This is a genomic window from Flavobacterium sp. SM2513 (assembly GCF_050908145.1).
GTDB lineage: Bacteria > Bacteroidota > Bacteroidia > Flavobacteriales > Flavobacteriaceae > Flavobacterium.
The window spans coordinates 3,424,099-3,448,018 of sequence record NZ_CP194228.1; the positions used below are offsets into that span (position 1 = coordinate 3,424,099).

Annotated in this window: 22 protein-coding genes; 16 read left to right on the forward strand and 6 right to left on the reverse strand. The window is 38.0% G+C overall.

Annotated features, from left to right (window positions below; genetic code table 11):
- Positions 1-75 precede the first annotated feature (75 nt).
- The 14 genes from ACQ5J2_RS14580 (at position 76) to ACQ5J2_RS14645 (ending at position 12,478) form a co-directional block, all read left to right on the forward strand.
- Positions 76-1,380 (forward strand): NAD(P)/FAD-dependent oxidoreductase, encoded by a 1,305-nt coding sequence (locus ACQ5J2_RS14580; RefSeq protein WP_432671191.1) that lies wholly within the window; start codon positions 76-78, stop codon positions 1,378-1,380.
- Positions 1,373-2,965 (forward strand): 4Fe-4S binding protein, encoded by a 1,593-nt coding sequence (locus tag ACQ5J2_RS14585; protein ID WP_432671192.1) that lies wholly within the window; start codon positions 1,373-1,375, stop codon positions 2,963-2,965. Before ACQ5J2_RS14580 ends, ACQ5J2_RS14585 begins: the two co-directional genes overlap by 8 nt.
- Complete coding sequence (locus tag ACQ5J2_RS14590; protein ID WP_432671193.1) at positions 2,965-3,654, forward strand: glycosyltransferase family 2 protein; 690 nt, start codon at positions 2,965-2,967, stop codon at positions 3,652-3,654. The genes ACQ5J2_RS14585 and ACQ5J2_RS14590 overlap by 1 nt, the downstream gene beginning before the upstream one ends.
- Before the next feature lie 4 nt (positions 3,655-3,658).
- Entirely contained in the window at positions 3,659-5,140 is a 1,482-nt protein-coding gene (locus ACQ5J2_RS14595; RefSeq protein WP_432671194.1) for a cellulose synthase family protein, read from the forward strand.
- Complete coding sequence (locus ACQ5J2_RS14600) at positions 5,137-6,516, forward strand: glycosyltransferase 87 family protein (RefSeq protein ID WP_432671195.1); 1,380 nt, start codon at positions 5,137-5,139, stop codon at positions 6,514-6,516. Before ACQ5J2_RS14595 ends, ACQ5J2_RS14600 begins: the two co-directional genes overlap by 4 nt.
- On the forward strand, positions 6,503-7,084 hold the full coding sequence (locus ACQ5J2_RS14605; protein WP_432671196.1) for a sigma-70 family RNA polymerase sigma factor: 582 nt from the start codon (positions 6,503-6,505) through the stop codon (positions 7,082-7,084). Before ACQ5J2_RS14600 ends, ACQ5J2_RS14605 begins: the two co-directional genes overlap by 14 nt.
- A 35-nt stretch (positions 7,085-7,119) precedes the next feature.
- Entirely contained in the window at positions 7,120-7,377 is a 258-nt protein-coding gene (locus ACQ5J2_RS14610) for a hypothetical protein (RefSeq protein WP_432671197.1), read from the forward strand.
- 117 nt (positions 7,378-7,494) lie between these two features.
- The gene (locus ACQ5J2_RS14615) at positions 7,495-8,058 is read left to right on the forward strand and encodes a TetR/AcrR family transcriptional regulator (RefSeq protein ID WP_432671198.1); all 564 of its coding nucleotides are present in this window, start codon (positions 7,495-7,497) and stop codon (positions 8,056-8,058) included.
- Positions 8,059-8,126: 68 nt separating this feature from the next.
- Positions 8,127-8,681 (forward strand): carboxymuconolactone decarboxylase family protein, encoded by a 555-nt coding sequence (locus ACQ5J2_RS14620; RefSeq protein ID WP_432671199.1) that lies wholly within the window; start codon positions 8,127-8,129, stop codon positions 8,679-8,681.
- A gap of 89 nt (positions 8,682-8,770) precedes the next feature.
- A complete protein-coding gene (locus ACQ5J2_RS14625) occupies positions 8,771-9,073 on the forward strand; it encodes an EthD family reductase (protein ID WP_432671200.1) in 303 nt (100 codons plus the stop codon).
- A 3-nt stretch (positions 9,074-9,076) separates the two neighbouring features.
- Positions 9,077-9,730 (forward strand): DsbA family oxidoreductase, encoded by a 654-nt coding sequence (locus ACQ5J2_RS14630; RefSeq protein WP_432671201.1) that lies wholly within the window; start codon positions 9,077-9,079, stop codon positions 9,728-9,730.
- Between the two features lie 202 nt (positions 9,731-9,932).
- On the forward strand, positions 9,933-10,634 hold the full coding sequence (locus ACQ5J2_RS14635; protein ID WP_432671202.1) for a hypothetical protein: 702 nt from the start codon (positions 9,933-9,935) through the stop codon (positions 10,632-10,634).
- A gap of 115 nt (positions 10,635-10,749) precedes the next feature.
- Positions 10,750-11,781, forward strand: coding sequence for a glycoside hydrolase family 113 (locus tag ACQ5J2_RS14640; protein WP_432671203.1), 1,032 nt, complete (start codon positions 10,750-10,752; stop codon positions 11,779-11,781).
- Positions 11,782-11,794: 13 nt separating this feature from the next.
- Complete coding sequence (locus ACQ5J2_RS14645) at positions 11,795-12,478, forward strand: haloacid dehalogenase type II (RefSeq protein ID WP_432671204.1); 684 nt, start codon at positions 11,795-11,797, stop codon at positions 12,476-12,478.
- A gap of 20 nt (positions 12,479-12,498) precedes the next feature.
- On the opposite strand, the gene msrB is transcribed toward ACQ5J2_RS14645, so the two are convergent.
- Positions 12,499-13,041, reverse strand: coding sequence for a peptide-methionine (R)-S-oxide reductase MsrB (msrB, locus tag ACQ5J2_RS14650; protein ID WP_432671205.1), 543 nt, complete (start codon positions 13,039-13,041; stop codon positions 12,499-12,501).
- A gap of 4 nt (positions 13,042-13,045) precedes the next feature.
- A complete protein-coding gene (msrA, locus tag ACQ5J2_RS14655) occupies positions 13,046-13,672 on the reverse strand; it encodes a peptide-methionine (S)-S-oxide reductase MsrA (protein ID WP_432671206.1) in 627 nt (208 codons plus the stop codon).
- Positions 13,673-14,034: 362 nt separating this feature from the next.
- Here msrA and ACQ5J2_RS14660 point away from each other — a divergent pair, with 362 nt between their 5' ends.
- Entirely contained in the window at positions 14,035-14,889 is an 855-nt protein-coding gene (locus tag ACQ5J2_RS14660; protein WP_432671207.1) for a transporter substrate-binding domain-containing protein, read from the forward strand.
- A 22-nt stretch (positions 14,890-14,911) separates the two neighbouring features.
- The gene (locus ACQ5J2_RS14665; RefSeq protein ID WP_432671208.1) at positions 14,912-17,836 is read left to right on the forward strand and encodes a PAS domain-containing protein; all 2,925 of its coding nucleotides are present in this window, start codon (positions 14,912-14,914) and stop codon (positions 17,834-17,836) included.
- A 42-nt stretch (positions 17,837-17,878) separates the two neighbouring features.
- Here ACQ5J2_RS14665 and ACQ5J2_RS14670 read toward each other — a convergent pair whose 3' ends face one another.
- From ACQ5J2_RS14670 to ACQ5J2_RS14685, 4 genes are all read right to left on the reverse strand, one after another.
- On the reverse strand, positions 17,879-18,841 hold the full coding sequence (locus ACQ5J2_RS14670) for a nucleoside hydrolase (protein ID WP_432671209.1): 963 nt from the start codon (positions 18,839-18,841) through the stop codon (positions 17,879-17,881).
- A 6-nt stretch (positions 18,842-18,847) separates the two neighbouring features.
- Positions 18,848-19,837: a phosphotransferase gene (locus ACQ5J2_RS14675; RefSeq protein WP_432671210.1), complete on the reverse strand. Its 990-nt coding sequence runs from the start codon at positions 19,835-19,837 to the stop codon at positions 18,848-18,850.
- Between the two features lie 99 nt (positions 19,838-19,936).
- Positions 19,937-22,912, reverse strand: a complete 2,976-nt coding sequence (locus ACQ5J2_RS14680; protein WP_432671211.1) for a TonB-dependent receptor — start codon at positions 22,910-22,912, stop codon at positions 19,937-19,939.
- A gap of 44 nt (positions 22,913-22,956) precedes the next feature.
- Positions 22,957-23,652, reverse strand: a complete 696-nt coding sequence (locus ACQ5J2_RS14685) for a TIGR04282 family arsenosugar biosynthesis glycosyltransferase (protein WP_432671212.1) — start codon at positions 23,650-23,652, stop codon at positions 22,957-22,959.
- Between the last annotated feature and the right edge of the window lie 268 nt (positions 23,653-23,920).

Here is a 23,920-nt window from a genome sequence, read left to right on the forward strand (position 1 = left end):
GGTTGCCATTTAAAAGCTACTTTTATAGTGCACCGCTCCTACTTGTCATCGTTAACCCAACAAAAACTCAATTACATGGATCCTATCGTCATTATTGGTAACGGAATTGCAGGAGTTACACTTGCCCGTCATATTCGAAAAAAATCAGAAGTAAAAATCACAATTATCTCCTCGGAAAGTCCCTATTTCTTTTCCCGAACTGCCTTGATGTATGTTTTTATGGGTCATATGAAGTTTGAACATACCCAACCTTACGAGAACGATTTTTGGAAGAAAAACAACATTGACCTCGTTCAAGCTTTAGTTACTAAAGTAGCACCTGAGACCAAAGAAATTGTTTTATCTACTGGTGAACGAATAAAGTACAACAAACTGGTTTTAGCAACTGGATCGAAACCCAATAATTTCGGATGGCCGGGGTCTGATGCAAAAGGCGTTACAGGATTGTACCACAAGCAGGATTTAGAAGCGTTGGAAGAATGGGCTCCTCAAACGAAACGGGCGGTAATTGTAGGCGGCGGTTTGATTGGCATCGAGTTGGCCGAAATGCTGATTTCTCGAGGAATTCGTGTAACGTTCTTAGTACGAGAGCGAACGTTTTGGGGTGGTGTTTTGCCCGAAGGCGAAAGCCAGATGATCAACAGGCACATACTGGAACACCACATCGATTTGAGGTTGGATACCAGTTTAGCAGAAATAATTGCGGATGAAAACGGACACGTTCAATCGGTTGTAACTGATAAAGGCGAAACGATTTCCTGTGAGATTGTTGGTTTGACCGCTGGTGTTTCTCCAAATATTGAATTCTTAAATGATTCAGGAATAACCTTAGGCAGAGGTGTGAAAGTCAACCGCTTTTTAGAAACCAATATAGCCGATATTTATGCCATTGGCGATTGTGCCGAACAGCATGAAGGCATTGATTTACGACGACCGATAGAAGCCGTATGGTACACGGGTCGGATGATGGGCGAAGTTTTGGCACAAACCTTAACGGGAACACCTACGGCTTACAAACCGGGGCATTGGTTTAATTCTGCAAAATTTTTAGACATCGAATACCAAACGTACGGCTGGGTCTGGGCGAAACCCAAGGAATATGAAGAGCATTTTTATTGGGAACATTCATCGGGCAAGAAAGCCATTCGAATTGCATTTCACAAAGACAATCGCAGCTTTTTAGGCATCAATTGTTTTGGCATACGTATGCGGCATCCTTTTTTTGATGATGTATTAAGTCAAGCCAAATCTGTGGATTATGTGATTGCCCATTTGAAGCAAGCTAATTTTGACCCTGAATTTTTTACTTCTTATGCTACCGAAATCCAAAAACAATTTAGCACCCAATATCCGGGTGTAAAAACAACATCACATGAGTAAATCAGTTAAAAATAAGTCCATTGTTGCTCACGAAAACATTGAGCTGAATGCGGTACAAAAAGTAGGAATCACTTTGGGATTGTTGGGTCTTTTCATAATGGCATTGGCGTTATTTAATGTCCACTTTCCGTACAAAGCCCTTTGGTTAATAGGCTCCATAGCCGCTATATTTATTGGAATTATCATTTATGCCAATAACACCTACCTCAATCAACCTGCAGGTATTAAAAACAATGGGGTTTGGCACAAAGATTTCACCAACAGAGGCAGTTGGGCTTGGATGCTGGGTATCATCTTAACCTCCTTTTACGTGGTTTTGTACTGGTTTCCTGAATATTTAGGACTTCACGCAGAGGGCAGTGCAAACACTGGGATTGTAGCGTTCTTTGATCCGTTGAGTTACTTTTTAAATGGCAAAGCTGCGAGTCAGTGGTTTGTTTACGGAACCTTATATACCATTGCAATTGTAGGTTTGGGATATAAATTTATACTCAAATACCGCAATAATAAATACCAATTGTTTCGTACGCTTTCCGTTATGTTTTTTCAGTTGGGTTTTGCCTTTTTAATTCCAGAAATCTTAGCGAAATTAAATCCAGAGAAGGCGTATTTTGCAAAAGACTTGAAAAATATGTGGCCTTTAAATTACTACTTTTTTGAAGATTGGCACTTAACCAATATGCTGAATGGAGGTAATTTGGGCATGTTTATGTTGGTTTTTGGTATTGCAATGATTTTTATTATCTCGCCTATTTTGACTTACTTTTACGGTAAACGTTGGTATTGTTCATGGGTGTGTGGTTGCGGTGGACTTGCCGAAACGGCTGGTGACAGTTACAGGCATTTGTCCAATAAGTCGGTTGCCGCTTGGAAAATTGAACGCTGGATGATTCACTTGGTGCTTGTATTTTCATTTGTAATGACCATTGCCGTGGTATATACCTTTTTATCCAATAATCCCGAAATGAGCTTTATAACAAAAGACCATTTTATTTGGGGAATTGTAGCTTTTTTAAGCGTATTCACAGGTGCTTTGTATATTTTCAAACGAAAAGATTTGGACGCTGATGCGGTTTACACGATGTTGTCGCTTGTGGCTATTATCATTATATCATTATTGATTAACTATTTTTCGGGGAATCAAAACATTCTATTTATCGACAGTAGTTCTTTGAAACAATGGTACGGATTTGCCATTGGTGCTGCATTTAGTGGTGTTGTAGGTGTGGGCTTCTACCCTATTTTAGGCAACCGTGTTTGGTGTCGTTTTGGTTGTCCGATGGCAGCGATTTTGGGATTGCAACAACGTTTGTTTTCTAAATTTAGAATTACAACCAATGGCGGTCAATGCATTTCTTGTGGAAATTGTTCTACCTATTGTGAGATGGGAATTGACGTTAGAAGTTATGCCGAAAAAGGAGAAAACATCGTTCGTTCTTCGTGTGTAGGTTGTGGTATTTGTTCGGCTGTTTGCCCAAGAGGTGTTTTGAAATTAGAAAACGATACACCAGCAGGTCGGATTAATTCTAATGAAATTTTATTGGGTAATGATGTTGATTTATTGGACCTCCTAAACAAAAAATAATGAAAAGCAGTATTGTAATCATACCTGCCTTTAACGAAGAGCAATCGATTGGAAAAGTCATTCAGGAAATTCCTTCGTCGGTACGTGAAATAATTGTGATAGACAATAATTCTACTGATACAACGGCTTTAGTTGCGGCTAAATACGGAGCGACTGTACTTTCCGAAACCCGAAAAGGCTACGGTTATGCGTGTTTGAAAGGAATGGACTATATAACAACGCTGGACGTAAAGCCCGATATTGTAGTGTTTCTCGATGGCGATTATTCGGACTATCCCGAAGATTTGACGCAGCTTGTAGCTCCAATTCTTATCGACGATATTGATTTTGTAGTGGGTGCTCGAGTGGCTTCGATGAGAGAAAAACACGCGATGACACCCCAACAAATATTCGGAAACTGGTTGGCAACGACCTTAATGAAGTTCTTTTTTAAGGCTAAATTTACCGATTTAGGACCTTTTCGTGCCATCAAATACGACCAATTACTGCTGTTGCAAATGGAAGATAAAACCTATGGTTGGACCGTTGAAATGCAGCTCAAAGTACTGAAACAGAAAATGAGTTATCTTGAAATCCCTGTTCGTTATAAAAACAGAATTGGTGTTTCTAAAGTTTCTGGGACGGTAAAAGGCAGTGTCATGGCAGGCATCAAGATTATAGGATGGATTTTTAAATATACTTTCAAATAAAAAAATGTTAGCACTCTCCTACATTATCGTAGTACTATATAGCCTCTGTATCTTTCTTTTGTTTTTGTATAGTGTAGCGAATTTCAACTTGTTGCTCAATTATTTAAAAAGTAAAAAGAAGGCAGACAATACCGTGCAGTTTAATTTATCCAACCCGGATGAAATTCCTTTTGTCACGATTCAACTGCCTATTTTTAATGAAAAATATGTAGTAGAACGACTGTTGAGTACGATTGCCCAAATGGATTATCCCAGAAACCGACTGGAAGTTCAGGTTTTGGACGACAGTACGGACGACAGTGTTATTGAAACCAAAAGACTAATAGAAAACCTTGCACAATCGGGTTTAGACATCCAACACATTACAAGAATTGACCGAACGGGTTTTAAAGCAGGTGCTTTAAAGGAAGGACTAGTACATGCGAAAGGGGAATTCATCGCCATTTTCGATGCTGATTTTGTGCCTCAAAAAAATTGGCTGTACCAAACCATTCCTTATTTTAAGAATCCAAAAATTGGCGTCGTGCAAACCCGTTGGGGACATTTGAACCGAGACTATTCGCTTCTGACAAAGATTCAAGCCTTTGCTTTGGACGCCCACTTTACGTTGGAACAAGTCGGCAGGAATTCCCAAAAGCATTTCATCAACTTTAATGGAACCGCTGGCATTTGGAGAAAAGCATGTATTCTGGATGCTGGAAATTGGGAAAGTGACACGTTGACGGAAGATTTGGATTTAAGTTACCGTGCTCAATTGAAGCAATGGGAATTCAAATACCTGGAAAATGTAGTAACACCCGCCGAATTACCCGCCATCATTAGTGCCGCCCGATCGCAACAATTTCGATGGAACAAAGGAGGTGCTGAAAATTTCAGTAAAAACACCCGCAGGTTGTTGCTATCTAAGACCATTGGTTTTAAAACAAAAGTCCACGGTATCTTACACCTTTTGAACAGCAGTATGTTTCTCGCTATTTTTATGATGGCGGTTTTGAGTGTGCCTGTGTTGTATATTAAAAATGAGTTTGCTGCATTTGCCAAAATAATGGATATGTTGCTGTTTTTCGTCATCACTTCCCTGCTGTTTTTCATCAGCTATTGGGCTACTTACAAGAGTATCCACGGCGGAGGTTTTAACAACTTCATCCGTTATTGCAAGTTGTTTTTTACGTTTTACACCATTGCCATGGGGTTTTCATTTCACAACAGTATTGCGGTATTGGAAGGTTTGCGTGGCAAAAAAAGTGCTTTCATTCGCACGCCAAAACTGAACATTGAAGAACGAAAAGAACAATGGAAACAGAACGTATATCTATCTCCTGTACTTTCAAAAAATGTTATTGTAGAAGGACTATTAGCCCTCTATTTTATTTTTGCCATTTACAGTGCATTTCTACTCAATGATTTTAGTTTGCTAGCGTTGCATTTGATGCTTTTTATCGGTTTTGGTTTTGTATTTATACAATCTATTCAAAGAAATAAATGAGCGGCTTTATTCTAAAATACTGGAAATCGAATGGCTTTGTACTGCTAAGTCTGCTTTTCTATGTTTATATCGCGTATTTTATCGACAGAGCCGATTTTTTACACCTACTGATTTCATACAGTATTTTATTTTTGGCATTTTACAAAATTGTACAGCTTCAAAAAGACAACATGTCTTATATTATAGGAACAGCTCTGCTTTTTAGATTGGTGTTTTTAGTCGCTTTACCCTCTTTATCACAAGATTATTTTCGATTTATTTGGGATGGAAACTTGTTGCTTCAAGGCCTTAATCCTTATTTGGAGTTGCCCAAAAATCTAATCTTAGAAAGCTCGTTTTCTTTACCCAATGCCCAAGAATTATACGACGGCATGGGCGATTTAAGTGCCGGTCATTTTTCCAATTATCCGCCTGTCAATCAGTTTTTATTCGCACTTTCAGCTTTTTTGGGAAATGAATCGGTTTTGGGAACAGCAATTGCAATGCGACTTTTACTACTACTTGCTGATGCAGGTATCTTTTACTACGGCAGTAAATTATTGGAACGATTGGGATTGGACAAAACCCGTATTTATTGGTTTATTTTGAATCCTCTGGTGATTATAGAACTCACGGGCAACTTGCATTTTGAAGGAGCGATGTTGTTTTTCTTTGTTTGGTCGTTGTACTTGTTGGAACAAAACAAATGGAAAACGGCTGCAGCTGTATTGGCGTTGTCTATTTCGGTAAAATTACTGCCTTTATTGCTTTTACCATTGTTTCTAAAAAAACTAGGATGGACGAAAGCGGTTGTCTTTTACCTGATTGTAATTGGAGTAAATGTGATTCTTTTTCTACCCTTTTTATCCATGGATTTTATTCAAAACTACACAGCTACTATTGGTTTGTGGTTTACCAATTTTGAGTTTAATGCGAGCTTTTATTACCTGCTTCGCAAAGTTGGTTTTTACTTTACCGGTTACAATACCATACATACCATAGGTAAAATAACGCCTGTTTTAATTGTAGGCTTTATTTTATACCGTAGTTTTTTGGCTAAAAACGCTTCAACCTTAGACTTGTTTCAAAGCTTTTTAGTGGTGTTGAGCGTTTACCTTTTCAGTTCTACCACCGTGCATCCCTGGTATGTGATTAACCTACTGTTGATAGGCGTTTTCACCCGATACCACTACCCTATTTTATGGAGTTTTACGATAATTTTAAGCTACAGTGCCTATGCTCGAACGGGGTTTGCCGAACAGTACGGACTCATTGCTTTTGAGTATTTGGCCGTGTTCGTTTTTATGTTTTATGAAAAAAATAAGATTTTGAAAATGGCAAATAATGTACCTTTGGAGTTCAAAAACAAAAAAGGCAATACGTATGGCCGTTCTTAAAGAGAATTCGAAAACTGCAGTAGCCCAGTGGGTACATCAATTTAGTGATGAACTATATTCGTGGGCTTACTTCAAAACTTCCAGTAAAGAAGTGGCCGAGGATTTGGTACAAGATACTTTTCTTGCTGCTTTTCAGAAAATTGAACAATTTGAAGGTAAAAGTCAGCCCAAAACCTGGCTTTTTTCGATTCTTAACAATAAAATAATCGATTACTACCGCATCAGTGCCCGAACAACAAAAAAGAGTTTTAGTTTGACGGAAACAAGTGGTATCGAACTCTCCGAAGGTCTTTTTAGTAGTTTTGGTTGTTGGAAAAGCACTGATATTAAAGCCAATTACGACCAAGAAAGTGCTTTGTTAGACAACCCTGAATTCAATGCTGTTTTAGAAGAGTGTTTGGAAGATTTACCCCCAAAATGGAAGCTGGCAGTGACTTCAAAATATTTAAGTACAAAGAATAGCGACGAAATTTGTCAGGAATTAAACATCACGTCGTCTAATTATTGGCAGATCGTTCATCGATCAAAGCTATTAATGAAAAAATGTTTGGATTTAAAATGGGACTAATCAAATTTAATACAGCCAACTAAATGCAAAACGTGATGAGCAGCTTGTTGAGAACCTGTCAGAAAACTACAGAGTTGATTGACAAACAAATGCTAACCCCTTTGACTTTAACAGAAAAAGCACAGTTGAAAGCACACAAAGCGATGTGTAAAACTTGTAATGCCTATGCGAAGCAATCTAAAATAATAGATTCGCTGCTGGGGAAATGGTTTGGATCAGCAAACGCTACAACACAAGTGAAAATGGACGCCGAAAAAAAGGATTCCATTATAGATCAACTGGATAAGCAGTAACATTCGCTTCTTTATTATACTTTATAGCTCCTACTTTTGCTATAGACGATTAAGAAAAAGTTAAAAGACATTGTTATAACTAACCGATTGTTTAGATTTGCACTGTATTTAAAAACAATGGCAAGAACGAAAGCATATAGAGAAGACGAAGTAATCCAAAGAGCGATGGATCTGTTTTGGCGTAACGGATACCAATCTACTTCGATGCAGATGCTGGAGCAAGAAATGGGCATCAACAAGTTTTCTATTTATGCTAGTTTTGGAAGCAAACACGGTGTTTTTCTTGAAAGTTTGAAATGTTACAAAAGTCAAGTCAATGCTTTATTAGAAAAACTGAAAAATGCTCCCGAAGGCGTTGCCGCAATCAAGCAATTTTTTTACGATTCAGTTGCCGAAAATGCTGACACAGCGGGTCAAAAAGGTTGTTTTTTAACCAATACCTATAATGAATTTAGCGAAAGCGAGGACGAAGTTGTAAAAGAGCAAATGGCTACTTTTATGCTGCATCTGAAAGCATTGATTATAGAAAAATTAAGCATGGACACTTCTAAGGACGATGCAACTCTTCTTAAACAAGCGAATTATTTACTTTTGGCCAAGCACGGTTTAGCTGCAGCTTCGCGTGTCAACAGCAGAACGGAAATAGAGGACTATATTGAACTCACCTTTAAAAACCTGTAGGTTTTTTTTTACCCTTTAACTAAACGATTGTTTAGTTAAAATAATACTAATTTTTAAAAATAAATAAAATGACTACATTAAAAATTCACAACATCGAATCGGCTCCAGAAGCAAGTAAAACATTATTAGAGCAATCTCAAAAAGCAAATGGAATGATTCCAGGATTGCACGGCGTTTTGGCTGGAGCACCAGGATTATTAGAAGGCTATCAAACTTTGCATAAACTGTTTACCGAGTCTTCTTTCAACGCAGAAGAATTAACGGTAGTATGGCAAACCATTAACGTTGAACACGAATGTCATTATTGTGTACCGGCTCATACCGCCATCGCCAATATGATGAAAGTGGATTCAGCAATTACAGAAGCTTTGCGAAATGGATCCGCATTGCCTACTGAAAAATTACAGGCTTTACATACATTTACATTAGCCATGGTGCGTTCACGTGGACAAATTACAGCAGAAGAATTACAAGCTTTTTATGCAGCGGGATATGAAGAGCGACAAGTTTTGGAAGTAATTTTGGGATTGTCTCAAAAAGTAATCAGTAATTACACCAATCACATTGCAAATACGCCTGTAGATGCTCCATTTCAAAAATTTGCTTGGTCTAAAAAAGCATAATTAATAAGAACTATTCAATAAAATTGTAGGGTTAACCCATCTTTCGTATCTTGTTCGCTAGATGGGTATCTCCTTTAAAATTCATACTAATGATAAAAGTTTCCGTAATGTATCCCAATGGTCCAGAGGTTGTATTTGACGCTCATTATTACCAAACGGTCCATCTTCCTATGGTAGCCCAAGCTCTTGGTACTGCTTTGAAAGGCATGGAATTGGATTTGGCACTTCCAGAAGAGGCAGCTCCTTATAGTGCAATAGCGCACTTGAAATTTGATGATAGGGCATCTTTTCAAAATTCTTTTGGCCCCAATGCGGCAACCTTTGCTGCAGATTTAAAAAACTACAGTAGTGTGCAAGCACAAATTCAAATTAGTAACCTTATTGTCTTTTAAACTATGAAAGAGAAATTAAAAATAGACATCGTTTCCGACGTTGTATGCCCTTGGTGTACCATTGGTTACAAACGATTGGAAAAAGCCATTTCGGAACTGGGTATTCAAGACCAGGTAGAAATAGAGTGGCAACCGTTTGAATTAAATGCCAACATGCCTGAAGAAGGTCAGGATTTAGTAGAACACATCGCTGAAAAATATGGCTCTAGTTTGGAACAGCAAAAACAGTCGCAACAACACATGATTGATGCGGGAAAAGAGTTGGACTTTACCTTCGATTATTTTGAGGGTATGCGAATGGTCAATACTTTTGAAGCACATGTTTTACTGGAATATGCCAAAGCATTTGATAAGCAAACTGAACTGAAAATGCATTTGACAAAGGCTTTTTTTAGTGACAACCAAGATGTTTCTAAAAGAGGCGTCTTACAACAAGCTTTATTGGATGTAGGATTAAATGCCACAGAAGGTTTGGCTCAATTGGACCATGCAGCAGCTCGAGAAACGGTAAAAAACACGGAAAGTTATTGGCAAAGTATGGGCGTTACTTCTGTACCTACCATTGTTTTCAACCGCAAGAGTGCTGTAACAGGAGCTCAACCAGTGGACACGTTCAAAAAAGTACTTACGGATTTACTGGCAGAACAAAACCAATAATATGTACTAAAAAAAGCAATTTATTTATTGAAACCAACACTTTTCTATCGTGTTGGTTTTTATTTTTAGTACTGCTTTTGTCAGGAAGCACGTGCTAAAACGTCTAAACTTTGGGCCCTTTTGTGGACAATTTCATTTGTTGTTAAAATGCAAAAACAAGACAGAAGTTTGTCGCATTAGGTTCTCTTTTAAAAACGTAAAAATGCTACCACTAGAGCGATTCATCCCTAAGAAAAACCCTTTGCTTCTTGGCTTTGCCATTAGTTTGCTAGGTTCATTGCCTTTGGGTTATACCAACGTCATTAATTTGCAAATTTTAGTAGCTCAAGGTTCTTGGGCGTCTTTTTCGTTCATCTTAGGTATCGTTTTTATCCAGTACTTTGTATTGCGAATCGTTAGTAAGATTGCCCAATGGCTTGTAAAGCAAACCAAAATTGTATTATTAGTTGAAATTTTCACTGTCCTATTTTTGTTTTTAATCGGTTTCTATTTCTTGAATCCTACTGACGCCATCGCTGATAATTCCTTATCGCAATTTCAACTGGCACAATACCCTTTTCTTTTGGCGCTTTTCTTAAACACTTTAAATTTTATCCAATGGCCTTACTGGGCAGGAATATTTAGCTACCTCTATAAAAATAAATTCCTGAACCGACTGCAACATAACCACCCTACTTTTATCATTGGCGTTATGAGTGGTACCGCATTTGGAATGCTTGTTTTCGCACATGTAGGACGTTTTTTATTGGTACTGAATCAACTACAAATTGGCAACTACATTAATCCTATTTTTAGTGTGCTTTTCCTGTCTTTGGCGACGGTTCAGGGGATTAAACTGCTAACAAAGTACAAAGCAGTCTTTATTACTAGAATTTCTCAACAACAAGGAATTAAAAACCAATAAAATCAAAGCAACAAATGCGCTATTTGCTTTAAAATGAATGCATTTCTTTCCAATTCCCTTAAAATACCATACTGTACAGTTGGGAACCACATCTATTAGCATTAAATTTACCACTATGAAGAAGAAGGCTTTTATAATTTTTCCGTTACTGCTATTAACCATTGCAAGTGGATTTACTATTTTTCACTTTCAGTCCACTACAAAAAAAACGGCTCCGCATCATTTCACGTACAAGGGAATGAATTTAGTCGCCCCGATTAAGCAAATCGACCAAAGTACTTTTGAAGAATTGAAAGCCAACCATGTCAATGCGATTTCGTTAATTCCTTATGCTTTTGTAAATACGGATAAGGCAACAGTCGAATACAATAAAGAAAAACAATGGTGGGGCGAAAGACCCGAAGGCATCATCGAATGCAATCAGCTGGCGAAAAACCAAGGAATGACGGTGATGTTGAAACCCCATTTATGGATCAGTCATGGTTTTTATACTGGAAATCTGGATTTTCCAACCACTGCCGCTTGGGAAAAATGGGAGACTGCTTATGAAAACTATATTTTAGAATTTGCCGAATTGGCCGAGAACGAGCACATCGCCCTTTTTTGCTTTGGAACAGAATTGGGAAATGCCGTTCAAAAACGACCGGAATATTGGCAACAATTGATTTTAAAAATCAAAAAAGTGTACCACGGCAAACTAACATATGCCGCCAATTGGGACGATTATGATAAAGTTCCCTTCTGGGACCAATTGGACTATATCGGAATTGATGCTTATTTTCCCTTATCGGACATTGAAAATCCCAGCGTCGATGAACTGAATTCGGCTTGGCAAAAACACCTTGCAAAAATGGAAATTACGGCTAATAAATTTGGTAAAAAGGTATTGTTTACCGAGTTTGGATACCGAAATTCCACGTATGCCGCTAAAGAACCGTGGACTGAAAGTAACAACGAGATAAGCAATCAAGCCCAAGCAGATGCTTATGAAGCCTTGTTTCAAAGTATGACTCAACAAACCTGGTTTGAAGGTGGATTTGCTTGGAAATGGTTTGCCGATGGCTACTTTAAAGAGGAAACGAACAGGGTGGATTATACACCACAGGGTAAACCCGCCTTATTGACTTTAAAAAAATGGTACCAATAAATAAAAAAAGGCTATGAAAACGATAAATAAACCGGTTCTTGTTTTTGATGTAAACGAAACGCTATTAGATATGGGTCCGTTGAAAAAAGCGGTGAATGCACTGCTAGGCGAACCGCAAGGTTTCCGCATTTGGTTCGGCACGTTGCTGCACTATGCTACGGTTTCAAATACGATATCGGAATATCAAGATTTTAGTAAACTCGCAGTGGCAACACTAACCATGACCGCCGAATCTTTAAACATAAAAGTAACTGAAAGTCAAGTACTCGACACACTGTCAATTAATCAATCACTTCAATTCTATCCAGATGTAATTAAAGGTTTGAAATTGCTAAATGAAAATGGTTTTAGATTAGTTACTTTGACCAATTCGCCAGAAATAACGTTAAAGAAGCAAATTCAGAATTCCGAGCTAACTTCCTATTTTGAACGTCTGATGAGTATAGATTCCATTGGTAAGTATAAGCCGGCAAAAGAGACTTATTTATGGGCTGCTGAGGAGTTAAAGGTCTCCCCTAAAGAAATGCTTATGGTTGCCGCTCACGGTTGGGATATAGCAGGTGCAAGTCATGCAGGATTGTCGACTTGCTTTGTTGCAAGAGCAGGCCAGTCGATGTATAGCTTATCAGCCGCTCCAGATTATTGGGCTTCGGACATTTTAGACCTAGCCCAACAACTTGTAGCCGAGTACTGTTAAAATGGAATTCGTTCTGCCTTCTATTTTGTTTCTTTAAATACCAAAGAAGCGGAGTTCATGCAGTACCTCAAACCTGTAGGATTTGGACCATCGTCAAAGAGGTGTCCCAAATGTCCGTCGCATCGGGCACAAATGATTTCACCACGCACCATTCCTAAACTTTTATCCACCACTTCTACTACTCTATTTTCATTCAGGACGTCGTAAAAACTAGGCCATCCTGTACCAGACTCAAACTTTGTTGCAGAAGAAAACAAAGGCAATTGACAAGCGGCACAAAAGTAAACTCCTTTTTTATGGTTGTCGTTGTATTCATTTTGAAAAGGCCGTTCGGTACCTTTCTCTCGTAGAATGGCGTACTGATTGGGTGTCAAAATAGCTTTCCATTCTTCATCTGTTTTTATTACTTTTTTAAGAACCGTATCGGCAACGGACAGCTCCGGATGTTCTGGTGCTTTTGTATCGATCACAGTCGTTTGCATTTGTGCTTTTGCCGTTTCTTTGCAACCTATTACACTTAGTGTCAATAGACCGATGGCTAGTATTCTTTGATGCATTTTCATAGTTCTAGTGGTTTGGTTTTAATTTTCCTTTGTAGGTCTGTACAAATTTATTGTAACGGGGTACAGAAACGCCCTTCACATAAGGCTGATTGGGATTGTTCTTTACGTAATCTTGGTGGTAACTTTCTGCCGTATAAAAATCCATTACTGGTTTCACCTCTGTTACGATTGGTTTGGCAAACACTTTTTTAGCTGTAAGCTCCTTGATTTTGTCTTCAATAATTTTTTTCTCTGTGGCATTGTTGTAAAAAGCAATAGAGCGATAAGAAGAACCCTTATCTGGTCCTTGCTGATTTGGCGTTGTAGGATCTTGCGAAGCAAAAAACACGTCTACCAATTGGGCATACGACACTACTTTTGGATCGTAAAATACGGCAATGGATTCTGCATGACCCGTTCTATTGGTTCCCACTTGTTCGTAAGAAGGGTTCTTTAAAGTTCCCCCGGAATATCCCGAGACGGCTTCTTCGACCCCTACTACTGCTTCAAAAACATGTTCCGTACACCAAAAGCATCCCGAAGCAAAAACAGCTACAGCTTGTCCTTTCTTAGGTTCTAACGATAATTTTTTGGTTTGTGCTTGGCAACTAACAATCGAAAACAGGAATAAAAAGTAACTAAGTAATTTCATTTTTTTTATTTTATAATTATTTAAAAATTTACATTTTACAACGGATGTAAAGGAAGTATTCTATCGTTATTAAATTCAAAGTAATATACGGTAGATTATCAATCTAGGCTTTAGAACAAGTATTAAAGTTTTGTTAGAAAGTTAACTGAAGTGGTTTAATGCAATAAACGAAAATTTACTTAAGTAAGCTAGAACTCCAACTGTTCTGTAAAAAACTCTAAATGCGGGATTATTTTAGGGGTAAAAAGAGTTTTAAACATCTTCATCCTAACTTTTTTAATTTTAATTAACTTTTAGTGTGTACATTAAGTTAAAAAAACTTAACTTTATTTTTTTAATTCGATATAGAAAAGTATAAGTAAATGAAGAAGGTAATTTTACTATTAATTATTATTCTTACAATTGTTTTCATAATTGGTGTATTCCGCAACAAAGACAATTCGTTAACTTCCATACAGGAGGCCGACACCATTAGAATTGGTTATTCCATCGAAGCTCCCTTTTCCTATGTAACTACCGATGGTGAAGTAACAGGACTTTCTGTAATGGAGGCAAAAGAAATTACAAAACGTTTAGGCATAAAAAATACCGAATGGAGATTGATGGAATTTGGTTCGTTAATAAACGAATTAGAATCCAATAAAATTGATGTCATTGCAGCAGGAATGTACATTACACCTCAACGGGCCAAGCGAATACGCTTCTCACTTCCCACCTTTCACATCATGCAAGGATTAGCCGTCCCTGTAGGCAATCCAAAAAATTTGCATTCTTACGAACAAATTTTTGCACTTTCCGATTTAAAGATTTGCGCTTTAAAAGGGTCCATTGAAGAATCCTTACTTCTTAAACTTGGTTTTGGTAGCAATCGTCTTGTCCTCACCCCTGATATTGAATCGGGCATTGTTGCGGTTTCCACTGGCATTTGTGATGCTTTGGCCTTATCGAGTGCAACTTTACCGTGGATGAATACGCACTATAACCAAAAAATTGAAGTTGTGGCCGATTTTAAACAACCAGAAAGGGCACTGAAAGAAAAATTAGGCTACGGTGCTTTTGGATTTCATAAAAAAAATATTCAATTGCAGAAAGCTTGGAACAAAGAACTTAAAGCATTTGTGGGAAGTCCGTCTCATTTAAATTTATATGATGCGTTTGGGTTTACAAAACAAGAATTGCCGGGAAAGATTACCATTGAAGAAATAATAGCACAATAGACAACCAATATAGTTTGGAAAAATGAATTCTATAAAAAAATTAAATGTTACCGTTTGGCTTTATGCAGTCATCATTTCATCCTTACTAATTTGTTTTAGTATTTATTGGATTTACAAACAGCAAAATAGCAGAATAAAGCACGAAATAATAGTCTTAGACCATATTCGACAAGCACGAATTGACTTCACTAAAGGATTTTTGCATGTAGGTCTTGCCGGAAATGTAGACTCCCCTTTCCGTGAAGAAATTGGAATTGCTTATATTAATCAAGCTGCACTTACGTTTAAAAACACTTTAACTTTACCTGAAAGCCCGCATCATTATGATGCTTCTTCACAAGAAGATGAATTGTTGCGTTCTTTTTTAACGAACATCTCTCAATTTCAATTACAGGTAAAAAGCGCAGATATAAGTAATGCGAAAACTGCTACCAACTTGAGAATCCAATTTTTTAGTTTAGAGCAACAAGCGGATCAAATAGACACACTTATTAACCTACGATTAAATAAATTAGCCGCTAAACAAAATACTGAATTTTTAACAGCTCTTTTAATCGCTGCCATTTTGTTAGCACTGATTTGTGTTATTTTCTTTTACCTAATACTCAAAATAAATAAGTCTAGGAAAAAGTTTACTGAAAGCCAAAATCACCTGCAATCCATCTCTGACAACCTTGGAACAGGAATGATATATCAGCTAAGTACGGCTGGAGAAAATATGCAACATTATACGTATCTAAGTAATGGTGTAAAGCAATTGTACGGGTGTACACCTGAAGCAGCGATGAGTAATCCTATGTTAATTTATAGCAATGTGCATCCAGATGACAATGAAGCGCTTCGCATTGCTAAAAAAGAGGCGTATGAGCATAAAGCCGTATTTAAAAAGGAACTGCGGGTTTTTAATCCCGATGGTTCGATGCGTTGGTCCTATTGCGTCGCACATCCTCGTATGATTGAAGACAACCTTTGTTGGGATGGTATTGAACTTGATATTACCGAACAAAAAGAAATGGAAATTGCTTTACTAAAATCAAAGCTATTGATTGAGCAAAGTGAGGAAAAATTTAGAATTGCCACCGAAGCTACAAAAGATGGCATTTACGAATGGAATATTACCACCAATGAAACTGTCTTTTCAAAAAGATATTATGAAATTTTAGGTTTCGAGGCAGACTATGATACGGTACAGCTCACTTATAATGATTGGGAAAACCGCATTCACCCAGAAGATAAAAATCAAGTAATGCAAACAGTAACTGAAGCTATTGAAACGGGTCATAATTTTAATATTGAATACAGGCATTTGCACAAATCAAATGCATACCGTTGGCAAAACTCTATCGGTAAAGTAATTGTTGATGAGGATGGTAATTCGCCACGTATGATAGGATGTATACGGGATATACATACTAACAAGGTGGCGGAAACAGCACTAGAAGACGAACGCAACTTTCTAAAAAGCATACTAGAAAGTATGAGTGATGCTTTTATTTCATTAGATGAACAAGGAATAATAACTTATGTAAATGCAAAAGCGGTAGAAATTTTGGGTCAAAGTTATGAGGATCTGCTTGGCGAGCCAATTTCAACTGTTTTTACAGAAAGAATGGGACATCCGTTGCCGCTTAGTTTTGAAGAAATAGTAAATGAAAAAAAATCCATTCAGTTAGAAAAACAGTATGAAGCGTTTAATTTATGGATCCAGTACAGTATTTTTCCGACTAATACGGGTGTGGCCATCTTCTTTTCTGATATCACCCATCGTAAAAACATAGAGTTAGAGCTATTTAAAGCAAAGGAAAAAGCAGAAGAAAGCGACCGATTAAAAACCGCCTTTTTGGCAAATATGAGTCATGAAATCCGTACACCAATGAACGGTATATTAGGCTTTTCGTCTTTGCTGAGTGAACCGGGCTTAGGCCAAGAAGAACAGCAAGAATACATCAAACTCATTCAAGTTAGTGGAGCACGGATGCTCAATCTGATTTCAGAAATTATCGACATCTCTAAGATTGAATCGGGGATGATGGAAATCAGTCTACAGAAAGTTAACATAAACGAGAAAATAGCTTTTGTATATAACCTTCTAAAGCTAGATGCCGAGGAGCGTTCCTTAACATTGTCTCACAATACGGCGGCATTTCACGATTTATATTTAATTACTGATCCTGAAAAGTGCTATGCCATATTAACCAATTTAGTGAAAAATGCGATAAAATATACCGATCAAGGAAGCATTGAATTTGGCTATACCATCAATGATAAAAATATAGAATTTTTTGTAAAAGATACGGGTATTGGAATTCCAAAAGAACGACAAGCTGCTATATTTGAACGTTTCATACAGGTCGATATTGCCAATATCCAAGCGCGTCAAGGTGCCGGTTTAGGACTTGCGATTGCAAAAGCATTTGTGAACTTATTAGGAGGCAGGATATGGTTGGAAAGTGAGGAAGGAAAAGGAACTACTTTCTATTTTACCCTACCCTACAACGCTAAAAGTACCGAAAATAAAACAGAAGAAGTTGCTGCACAGAAAGAGGAACACGCCCTTGCATCGGCCTTTACTTCTAAACTAAAAATACTGATTGCCGATGATGATGCGATTTCCCGAAAACTAATCGTAAAATCGGTTGCTGATATTGGAAACGAAATTATTCAGGCTAAATCAGGACGTGAAGCTGTAGAAAAATTTATGGAGCACCGAGATGTCGACTTAATTCTTATGGACGTTCAGATGCCTGATATGAACGGTTACGAAGCTACTATGGAGATTCGAAAAACCGACCCGAATGTAATTATCATCACACAATCTGCGTTTGGACTTACTGGTGACCGTGAAAAAGCGATTGAAGCAGGGTCAAATGATTACATTACTAAGCCTATTGACAAAAGTGAATTAATGCTCTTGATCAACAAATATTTCAAACAATTACCGAGCTAAAGAAGCGCAAATAAAGTATATTTTTAGAAACATTACTTGTCGCTATCGAGCCACAGCTAATGTTTCTAAAATCTTTTCCTCAAAACCTTGCAAAGCTTTTACAGCGTAGTCTACTTTCCTTTTACTTTTAAATTGATACGATACTTCTAAGAAATTTTTAAAAGGAGTATCAGGTTGTATTTCCAAAGCATCGTTCTTTTTATACGTTACTTTTATAGGAATGTCTTTGTAATACGAAAAATACTCAGGATGTGTAATAACGCCCAAAGTCGAACAGTCAAAGGGAATAAATCCATGTACCCCAAAATACTGCTCGTTTTGAGCCATCCAAGGTTGCACAATGTCAAATAGCCATTTATCTGCTTCTTCATTGCGGTCCAAACTTGCCAAATCAATGTTGCCGATATGGGTATACGAACTGGGTTCATACCCGGCAAAAACCAGCGGTATATTTGAATTCAAAATCACATCCATGGATTTGGTATCGAGTTCATAGTTGTAATCAAACACATTCAACTTCCCATTTCCAGGATTAAAGAGCAGTCCGGGAGTTCGAGCCGCACAAATAGAAATCTTCTCGATTTGTGAAATAATATCCGGATGGTTTTGAATTAAAGTAGCAATATTGGTCATCGGTCCCAAAGCCAAAATAGTCAATTTTTCTTTCTTCAAAGCTTGGTACAACGCTCGTGTTGCTGCATTTTCTGTGCCCAAATCCGTGGCGTTTGGCGAACCTTTGTACACCGGAATGGGATTTCCTTTGTGGTGCCATTTCATTATTTTATGAATAACATCATAGCTATAATCCACATAAGTAATGGAGCTGATTCCCACTATCTCTATTTGCGGTTGTTTCAATGCCATAATCAGTGTGATTCCATCGTCCACTTCGCGTGGGGTTTTGTCCGGCATTCCAATCATCAAATCGGTGTCGAACCATACTTTGGTTTGTGCTTGAAAAGCTTGTGTCAATACCAGTGCAAAAAGAATAAATAGCTGTTTCATAGGTGTTTATTTTACAATTAATTTTCGGGCAAAAGCCAAAAGATTTGCTTTAGTGCTCAAGTCCATTTTCAACGGCAACTGTGCTATCCCAATCAGTCTTCGCATTATTTCTGTCCCAATAAAACCATTCAAGATTGTCGTATTGAGTTCGCCATATAAGGCATAATTTTCTTTAACTACTTCAATTAGTGCCGGTTTTTGTTGGGTTAAATACAAGTGGGCCAACAAAACCCCCAAGTCAAATTCCCGCAAACCGTAAAAGCAAAACTCTGGGTCGATTACTTTGCAACCGTCTGCTGTTTTTAACCAACTTCCGGGATAATAATCGCCATGCAATAAATACTTCCCTTTGGACAAATACAAAGCACCCAGTCGCTCCACTTCCCTTTTTAATGCGGTGTCTTGCTTATACGTCAACGCTACTTTTTGCAAACCTTCTTGAACGGTATCCAAATCAAAACCGTTTTCGACTCTAAAAGGAAACTCAAAGATATGTTCGTAGTTTAACGTACGCATGTCCGTATTAGCCAACTCCTCGTCCACAACTGTTTTCTGAAAATTGTGATGCAATGCACTGATGTACTGTACCAGTTGTTGCAACGCATCGCTGTTCATTGGGGAATTGGGTTCGTATAAAACGGTATAATCATTAGCAACGCCCAAATCTTCTAATGCAATGATGTTGTTCAGCACATCCACTCCTAAAAGTTTGGGCATAAAATCTTGCACGTTCGTATCACTAGCAATTTTCTGATAGAAAGCACCTTCTGTAACCACACGGGTTGCAGGAGCAGCAATTTGCGGGTATTTTTCAACGTAGCCCCTCGACTGCTTTATGATAAATGAACGGGAATTGGTTTGAATTCGCAACACACAATTCATGTTTCCCTCTCCAGGAACAGTAAGGGCTACAATTTCCTCCTCCTTTGAAATCCATTGCTGTTGCTGTAAATAAGCCGTCAAGTCATCTGGGGCCTTTGCGTTTACTATAAACATACTGTTTTTTATTATTTACTTTATTCCTTCTCTTTTTTAAAAAATATTTCTCATGCCCTACATAAATGCTAAAGCAAGTTACAAACTATTTTGCCTAAATTAAAACAAATACCGCACGGCAAACTGAAATTGTCTAGGCGGTGAAGCATTTCTTTGGGTAAATAAACCACTGGCACTCGACCCGCCCTGAATTTGATTACTTTGTGTAGCATTATTGCTGTAACCGCTTAAATTCTCTGCGTTAAATAAATTAAAGACATCTACTCGCAATTCTATTTTAGTTCCCGACGTTACTTTAAATTGTTGTTGCAAACCCACATCAAAAGTCGTACTCCACGGTAAGCGATCGCTGTTCCTGCTTTCTCCGGGAAAACGGTCGCTGTTTCCTTGGTAGGCCTCACCAAATCCAGAGCCGTCTCCGTTTAAATCGGTAGTACCAAATCCCAGCGGAATGCGGTTAATGGGTTGACCACTTTGCAACAATCCTGCTACGGTTAAAGTCGTTCCTGTAAACGGATAATAACTGTAAATTCCATTGATATTGTGCGTTCTATCGTTTATAGACGGTCCCCATTCGTTCGAATAGTTGTTTCCATCCATAGCTCTAAAATTGATGTCTTCTGTATCGTTTTCTAACGATGAAAGCGTATAATTCAAACGGTAGGAATAACTGTCTTGTCCTTTACTCTTTTGGTAATTTAAACTCAAAGCATAGTACCGGGATTTTCCTGCTGTTTCACTCATTACTACATTTCGAGCCACACCGGTAACGGTTTGTCCACCAATAACGGCCGAATTGTTCACTATAGGAATCGGTCTGGTTGCATCGGCTTCACCAGTTGTTCTGACAACTACATTATTAGGGTCCACGGTATATTCTGCTGCAGCATTTAGGTTTCGCAGTCGGAATAAGTTTTCGCCTCGGTTGTGTACAATGTCTGCATAAAACAATTTATTTTCATCGACTTGCAATTGGTACCCCAATGAAAATTGATGCGAATACGGATTATCATAGCCATTCGGGTTTAAAATCCGGCGTTCATTGGAAAAAGCACCTTCGCGTTGCCCTTGCAATTGGTCTGCAGTAGGTCCTTGTAAATAGGTGACATTTGACAAGTTTGCTGATAGATTTCCATTAAAAGTAATAGCATCAATATGGGTGTTGGAAGGTAAAATGCCTAAATCTATAAATTCTTGCAACTGCAATTTATAATCGGCGGTATTGGTGTTTTGTTGCAACGCATCGCTGTAAACGGCATAATTCACTTTGTCATAAGCAATACCATATCCTCCACGAATACTGCTGTTGCCGCTTAATTTGTAATTGAAATTAAAGCGAGGTGCCAAGTTGTTGTAATCGCCTTCTTCACTTCCACCCTTAGACAAGTTATCATAATCATAACGCAAACCAATGGTCAGATTCAGTTTATCAGTAACCGACCACAAATCTTCTATATAAGCTGAATAAATATCTTGATGTGTTCCAAAAGAAGCAGGACGTAATTCTACATTATAATTCACCACGGTCGCATTTGCAGGAAGATCGTTATAGGACAAACTACTTCCCATGCCACTTGAATTAAGAGCGTCTATCTCATTCTGTGTCAGCTTTACTGTATAATTACCATTGGGATTTCCTCCACCAAACATTTCGTGGTCTCCACGGATGTAATTCAATCCTGATTTTAGGATGTGGTTGTCCAAATAGTATTTGAATTTCTGCTGCACTTGTACCGTTTTCTCAATTTGGTGAAACAAAAATCCGGGATGACCCAGCACCGCTAATGTTTCGTCATTGGTTCCAAAAACCGTTACTTGTGGTGCATTTGCATTCAACGGATTGGCATAATCCCAGTCAAAACTACTGTACTGAATGTTGGTTTCTCCGCTTAATCTTCCAAAACTATAGGCGTTTTTCAAAGCCAATAAAACACTATTTCGTTGCTGTGTATTGGCAGAAGAAGGAAAAGCCACTCCTCCATCCAAACCACCACCTTGTTTCTCAATTTCAACAAAACCAATATTAGCACGTACCGAACTTCTAAAATTCTTGGTCCAAATTTGGTCTACTTTAGCGGAAAAATAATCAAACGTATTTGTACCTCTAATCGTTTCACTAACTCCTAAAGCGGGCACATTTAATAAGTTATCCTTCACATCAGTTGTATGTTCGAAATTAAGGTAATAAAAGGTTTTGTCTTTTACAAAAGCACCTCCCACACCCACACCGGCTTGGTAGCGTGCAAATCCGTCTTTCACCTGATTACCCGATAAATCCCGTTGTGCAAATGAAGAAGTTCCGTCTATAGCCGGACCCGGCCTTGTAATAAAAAAAGCTTCTCCTGTAAGTTCGTTCGAACCTGATTTGGGGGTAATGTCCACAATTCCACTACCTGTTAATCCGTATTCGGCCGAAAAGTTACTGGTCAAAACGGTAATGTCTTTAACAAATCCAGAAGGTATGGCAAATTTTTGACCGCCCAAAAAACGTTCGTTATTGTCCATTCCGTCAATCAAGTACGAGGTAAACAAGCCATTACTTCCGTTAATACTCACATTGGGTGCTTCAGGATAGAAACCCGTGGCTTGTGATACATTAGGCAATCGGTACAAAACACGAGTAATGTCCCTTCCTTCCACTGGAATTTCTTGCAATTCTGCTGCTTTTAATTCCGAAGAAACTTCCGCATCTTGACGGTTTATTTTTGAAGTGGAACCAAAAGAGAGTACCACCTCGTCCAATTCTTCAGAAGTACTGCTTCTCAAAATCAAAGTCACATTTGGGTTTTGATTGGAACGAATACTGATTAAATTAGAACGTTCTGCTGCATAGAAGGCTGTGACTTCAGTACGCACTTGATACCCGTCAAGTGCCTCAAGGTTGCGGAACACCACCTTACCTTGTTCATTAGTCAGCTGACTGATCTGTAGGTTCCGACTCGTATTTTCTAGAATAACAGAAAAGTTTTCGACAGGCGTATTGGTTGTGGCATCAAGTACCGATACAGTAAGATCTTGTTGGGCGAATACTGTTGTAGCAACAAACAGCAGGACCCAAATATAAAATTGCTTCATAGAAGTAGAATTGTAAATTAATAATAAAAAAGTCAGATACTAATCTATAGCTCCGGCGATCCTTTATTAAAATACAAATCCGTAATCGTAGTGTATACTACTGTTGTTTCATTTTTCTTTGGGTAAATAAAATGACCTAAAAGAGCCTGCACTATTCCCCGAAAAGGATCGGAATAGGCCAAACTATGCAGTGCCTTCTTAAAATCGAGTCTAGTAGTACAGTCGTTTAAACGAGGTAAGAATGCAATGGAATGCTGTTGATTTAGGGTACATAAGCTTTTAAAAACCTTGTTGGTTTGCCACGGAACTGCGGTAAACGATTTACTTTCAAAACTATCTTTTGAAAAACCCATTAAATAAGTTCCGCCAGCAGCATCGGGACCAAAAACGACTTTATTAGATTGTAATTTGTTCGCCGCTTCCAGCAAATGATGGTGATGTAGGTTCATGCAGTCATTTCCTACTACAATGACCTTTTCAAAACCTTGCGCAAATAACTGTTCAATGGCATAGGTTATTTTCGCCCCAAACGAATCGCCTACTTGATTTTTTTCATTGGAAATAAAATACGGGAATTGGGTTTTCTGAATCGTACGGAGTACCCTCGTATTCATTTTTTTCCACAATACCACATTCTGCTTTTTGATGGAAACAATTGGTTTTACAGTACTTTCTACCTCTTCGCTTTGTGCGAAAAGCAAGATAGCAGTAGCCTTACCGTTGTTATTGTATTCCTTCATACTCGTATAGACGTTGTAGTTTTATAAACCTGACAGGACAGTTGCATTTTTTTTATTTCCTACTTTAAAAAATCACTTCTTGCAGTACTATCTTTATCATCCACGTTCCTTTATCATCTTGATTTCAGGTTTTAATCTCTTATAACCGAAGACCTTTGAATCACCATTCTTTATCATCCATAGTCCCTTTTCCCTCAAAACTCATAAATCAAAACCATCCCCACAATCCCTCTTTATCTCATAACCTCATGTCCTTAATTTTCTTACA

Excerpts from the sequence above, each read along its gene's own strand:
- ACQ5J2_RS14670 (WP_432671209.1), bottom strand. The coding sequence starts at position 18,841 with ATGAAACAGCTATTTATTCTTTTTGCACTGGTATTGACACAAGCTTTT.
- ACQ5J2_RS14625 (WP_432671200.1), top strand. The coding sequence starts at position 8,771 with ATGATAAAAGTTTCCGTAATGTATCCCAATGGTCCAGAGGTTGTATTT.
- ACQ5J2_RS14685 (WP_432671212.1), bottom strand. The coding sequence starts at position 23,652 with ATGAAGGAATACAATAACAACGGTAAGGCTACTGCTATCTTGCTTTTC.
- ACQ5J2_RS14600 (WP_432671195.1), top strand. The coding sequence starts at position 5,137 with ATGAGCGGCTTTATTCTAAAATACTGGAAATCGAATGGCTTTGTACTG.
- ACQ5J2_RS14615 (WP_432671198.1), top strand. The coding sequence starts at position 7,495 with ATGGCAAGAACGAAAGCATATAGAGAAGACGAAGTAATCCAAAGAGCG.
- msrB (WP_432671205.1), bottom strand. The coding sequence starts at position 13,041 with ATGAAAATGCATCAAAGAATACTAGCCATCGGTCTATTGACACTAAGT.
- ACQ5J2_RS14585 (WP_432671192.1), top strand. The coding sequence starts at position 1,373 with ATGAGTAAATCAGTTAAAAATAAGTCCATTGTTGCTCACGAAAACATT.
- msrA (WP_432671206.1), bottom strand. The coding sequence starts at position 13,672 with ATGAAATTACTTAGTTACTTTTTATTCCTGTTTTCGATTGTTAGTTGC.
- ACQ5J2_RS14590 (WP_432671193.1), top strand. The coding sequence starts at position 2,965 with ATGAAAAGCAGTATTGTAATCATACCTGCCTTTAACGAAGAGCAATCG.
- ACQ5J2_RS14640 (WP_432671203.1), top strand. The coding sequence starts at position 10,750 with ATGAAGAAGAAGGCTTTTATAATTTTTCCGTTACTGCTATTAACCATT.
- ACQ5J2_RS14630 (WP_432671201.1), top strand. The coding sequence starts at position 9,077 with ATGAAAGAGAAATTAAAAATAGACATCGTTTCCGACGTTGTATGCCCT.
- ACQ5J2_RS14665 (WP_432671208.1), top strand. The coding sequence starts at position 14,912 with ATGAATTCTATAAAAAAATTAAATGTTACCGTTTGGCTTTATGCAGTC.
- ACQ5J2_RS14580 (WP_432671191.1), top strand. The coding sequence starts at position 76 with ATGGATCCTATCGTCATTATTGGTAACGGAATTGCAGGAGTTACACTT.
- ACQ5J2_RS14660 (WP_432671207.1), top strand. The coding sequence starts at position 14,035 with ATGAAGAAGGTAATTTTACTATTAATTATTATTCTTACAATTGTTTTC.
- ACQ5J2_RS14645 (WP_432671204.1), top strand. The coding sequence starts at position 11,795 with ATGAAAACGATAAATAAACCGGTTCTTGTTTTTGATGTAAACGAAACG.
- ACQ5J2_RS14680 (WP_432671211.1), bottom strand. The coding sequence starts at position 22,912 with ATGAAGCAATTTTATATTTGGGTCCTGCTGTTTGTTGCTACAACAGTA.
- ACQ5J2_RS14675 (WP_432671210.1), bottom strand. The coding sequence starts at position 19,837 with ATGTTTATAGTAAACGCAAAGGCCCCAGATGACTTGACGGCTTATTTA.
- ACQ5J2_RS14595 (WP_432671194.1), top strand. The coding sequence starts at position 3,659 with ATGTTAGCACTCTCCTACATTATCGTAGTACTATATAGCCTCTGTATC.
- ACQ5J2_RS14610 (WP_432671197.1), top strand. The coding sequence starts at position 7,120 with ATGAGCAGCTTGTTGAGAACCTGTCAGAAAACTACAGAGTTGATTGAC.
- ACQ5J2_RS14620 (WP_432671199.1), top strand. The coding sequence starts at position 8,127 with ATGACTACATTAAAAATTCACAACATCGAATCGGCTCCAGAAGCAAGT.
- ACQ5J2_RS14605 (WP_432671196.1), top strand. The coding sequence starts at position 6,503 with ATGGCCGTTCTTAAAGAGAATTCGAAAACTGCAGTAGCCCAGTGGGTA.
- ACQ5J2_RS14635 (WP_432671202.1), top strand. The coding sequence starts at position 9,933 with ATGCTACCACTAGAGCGATTCATCCCTAAGAAAAACCCTTTGCTTCTT.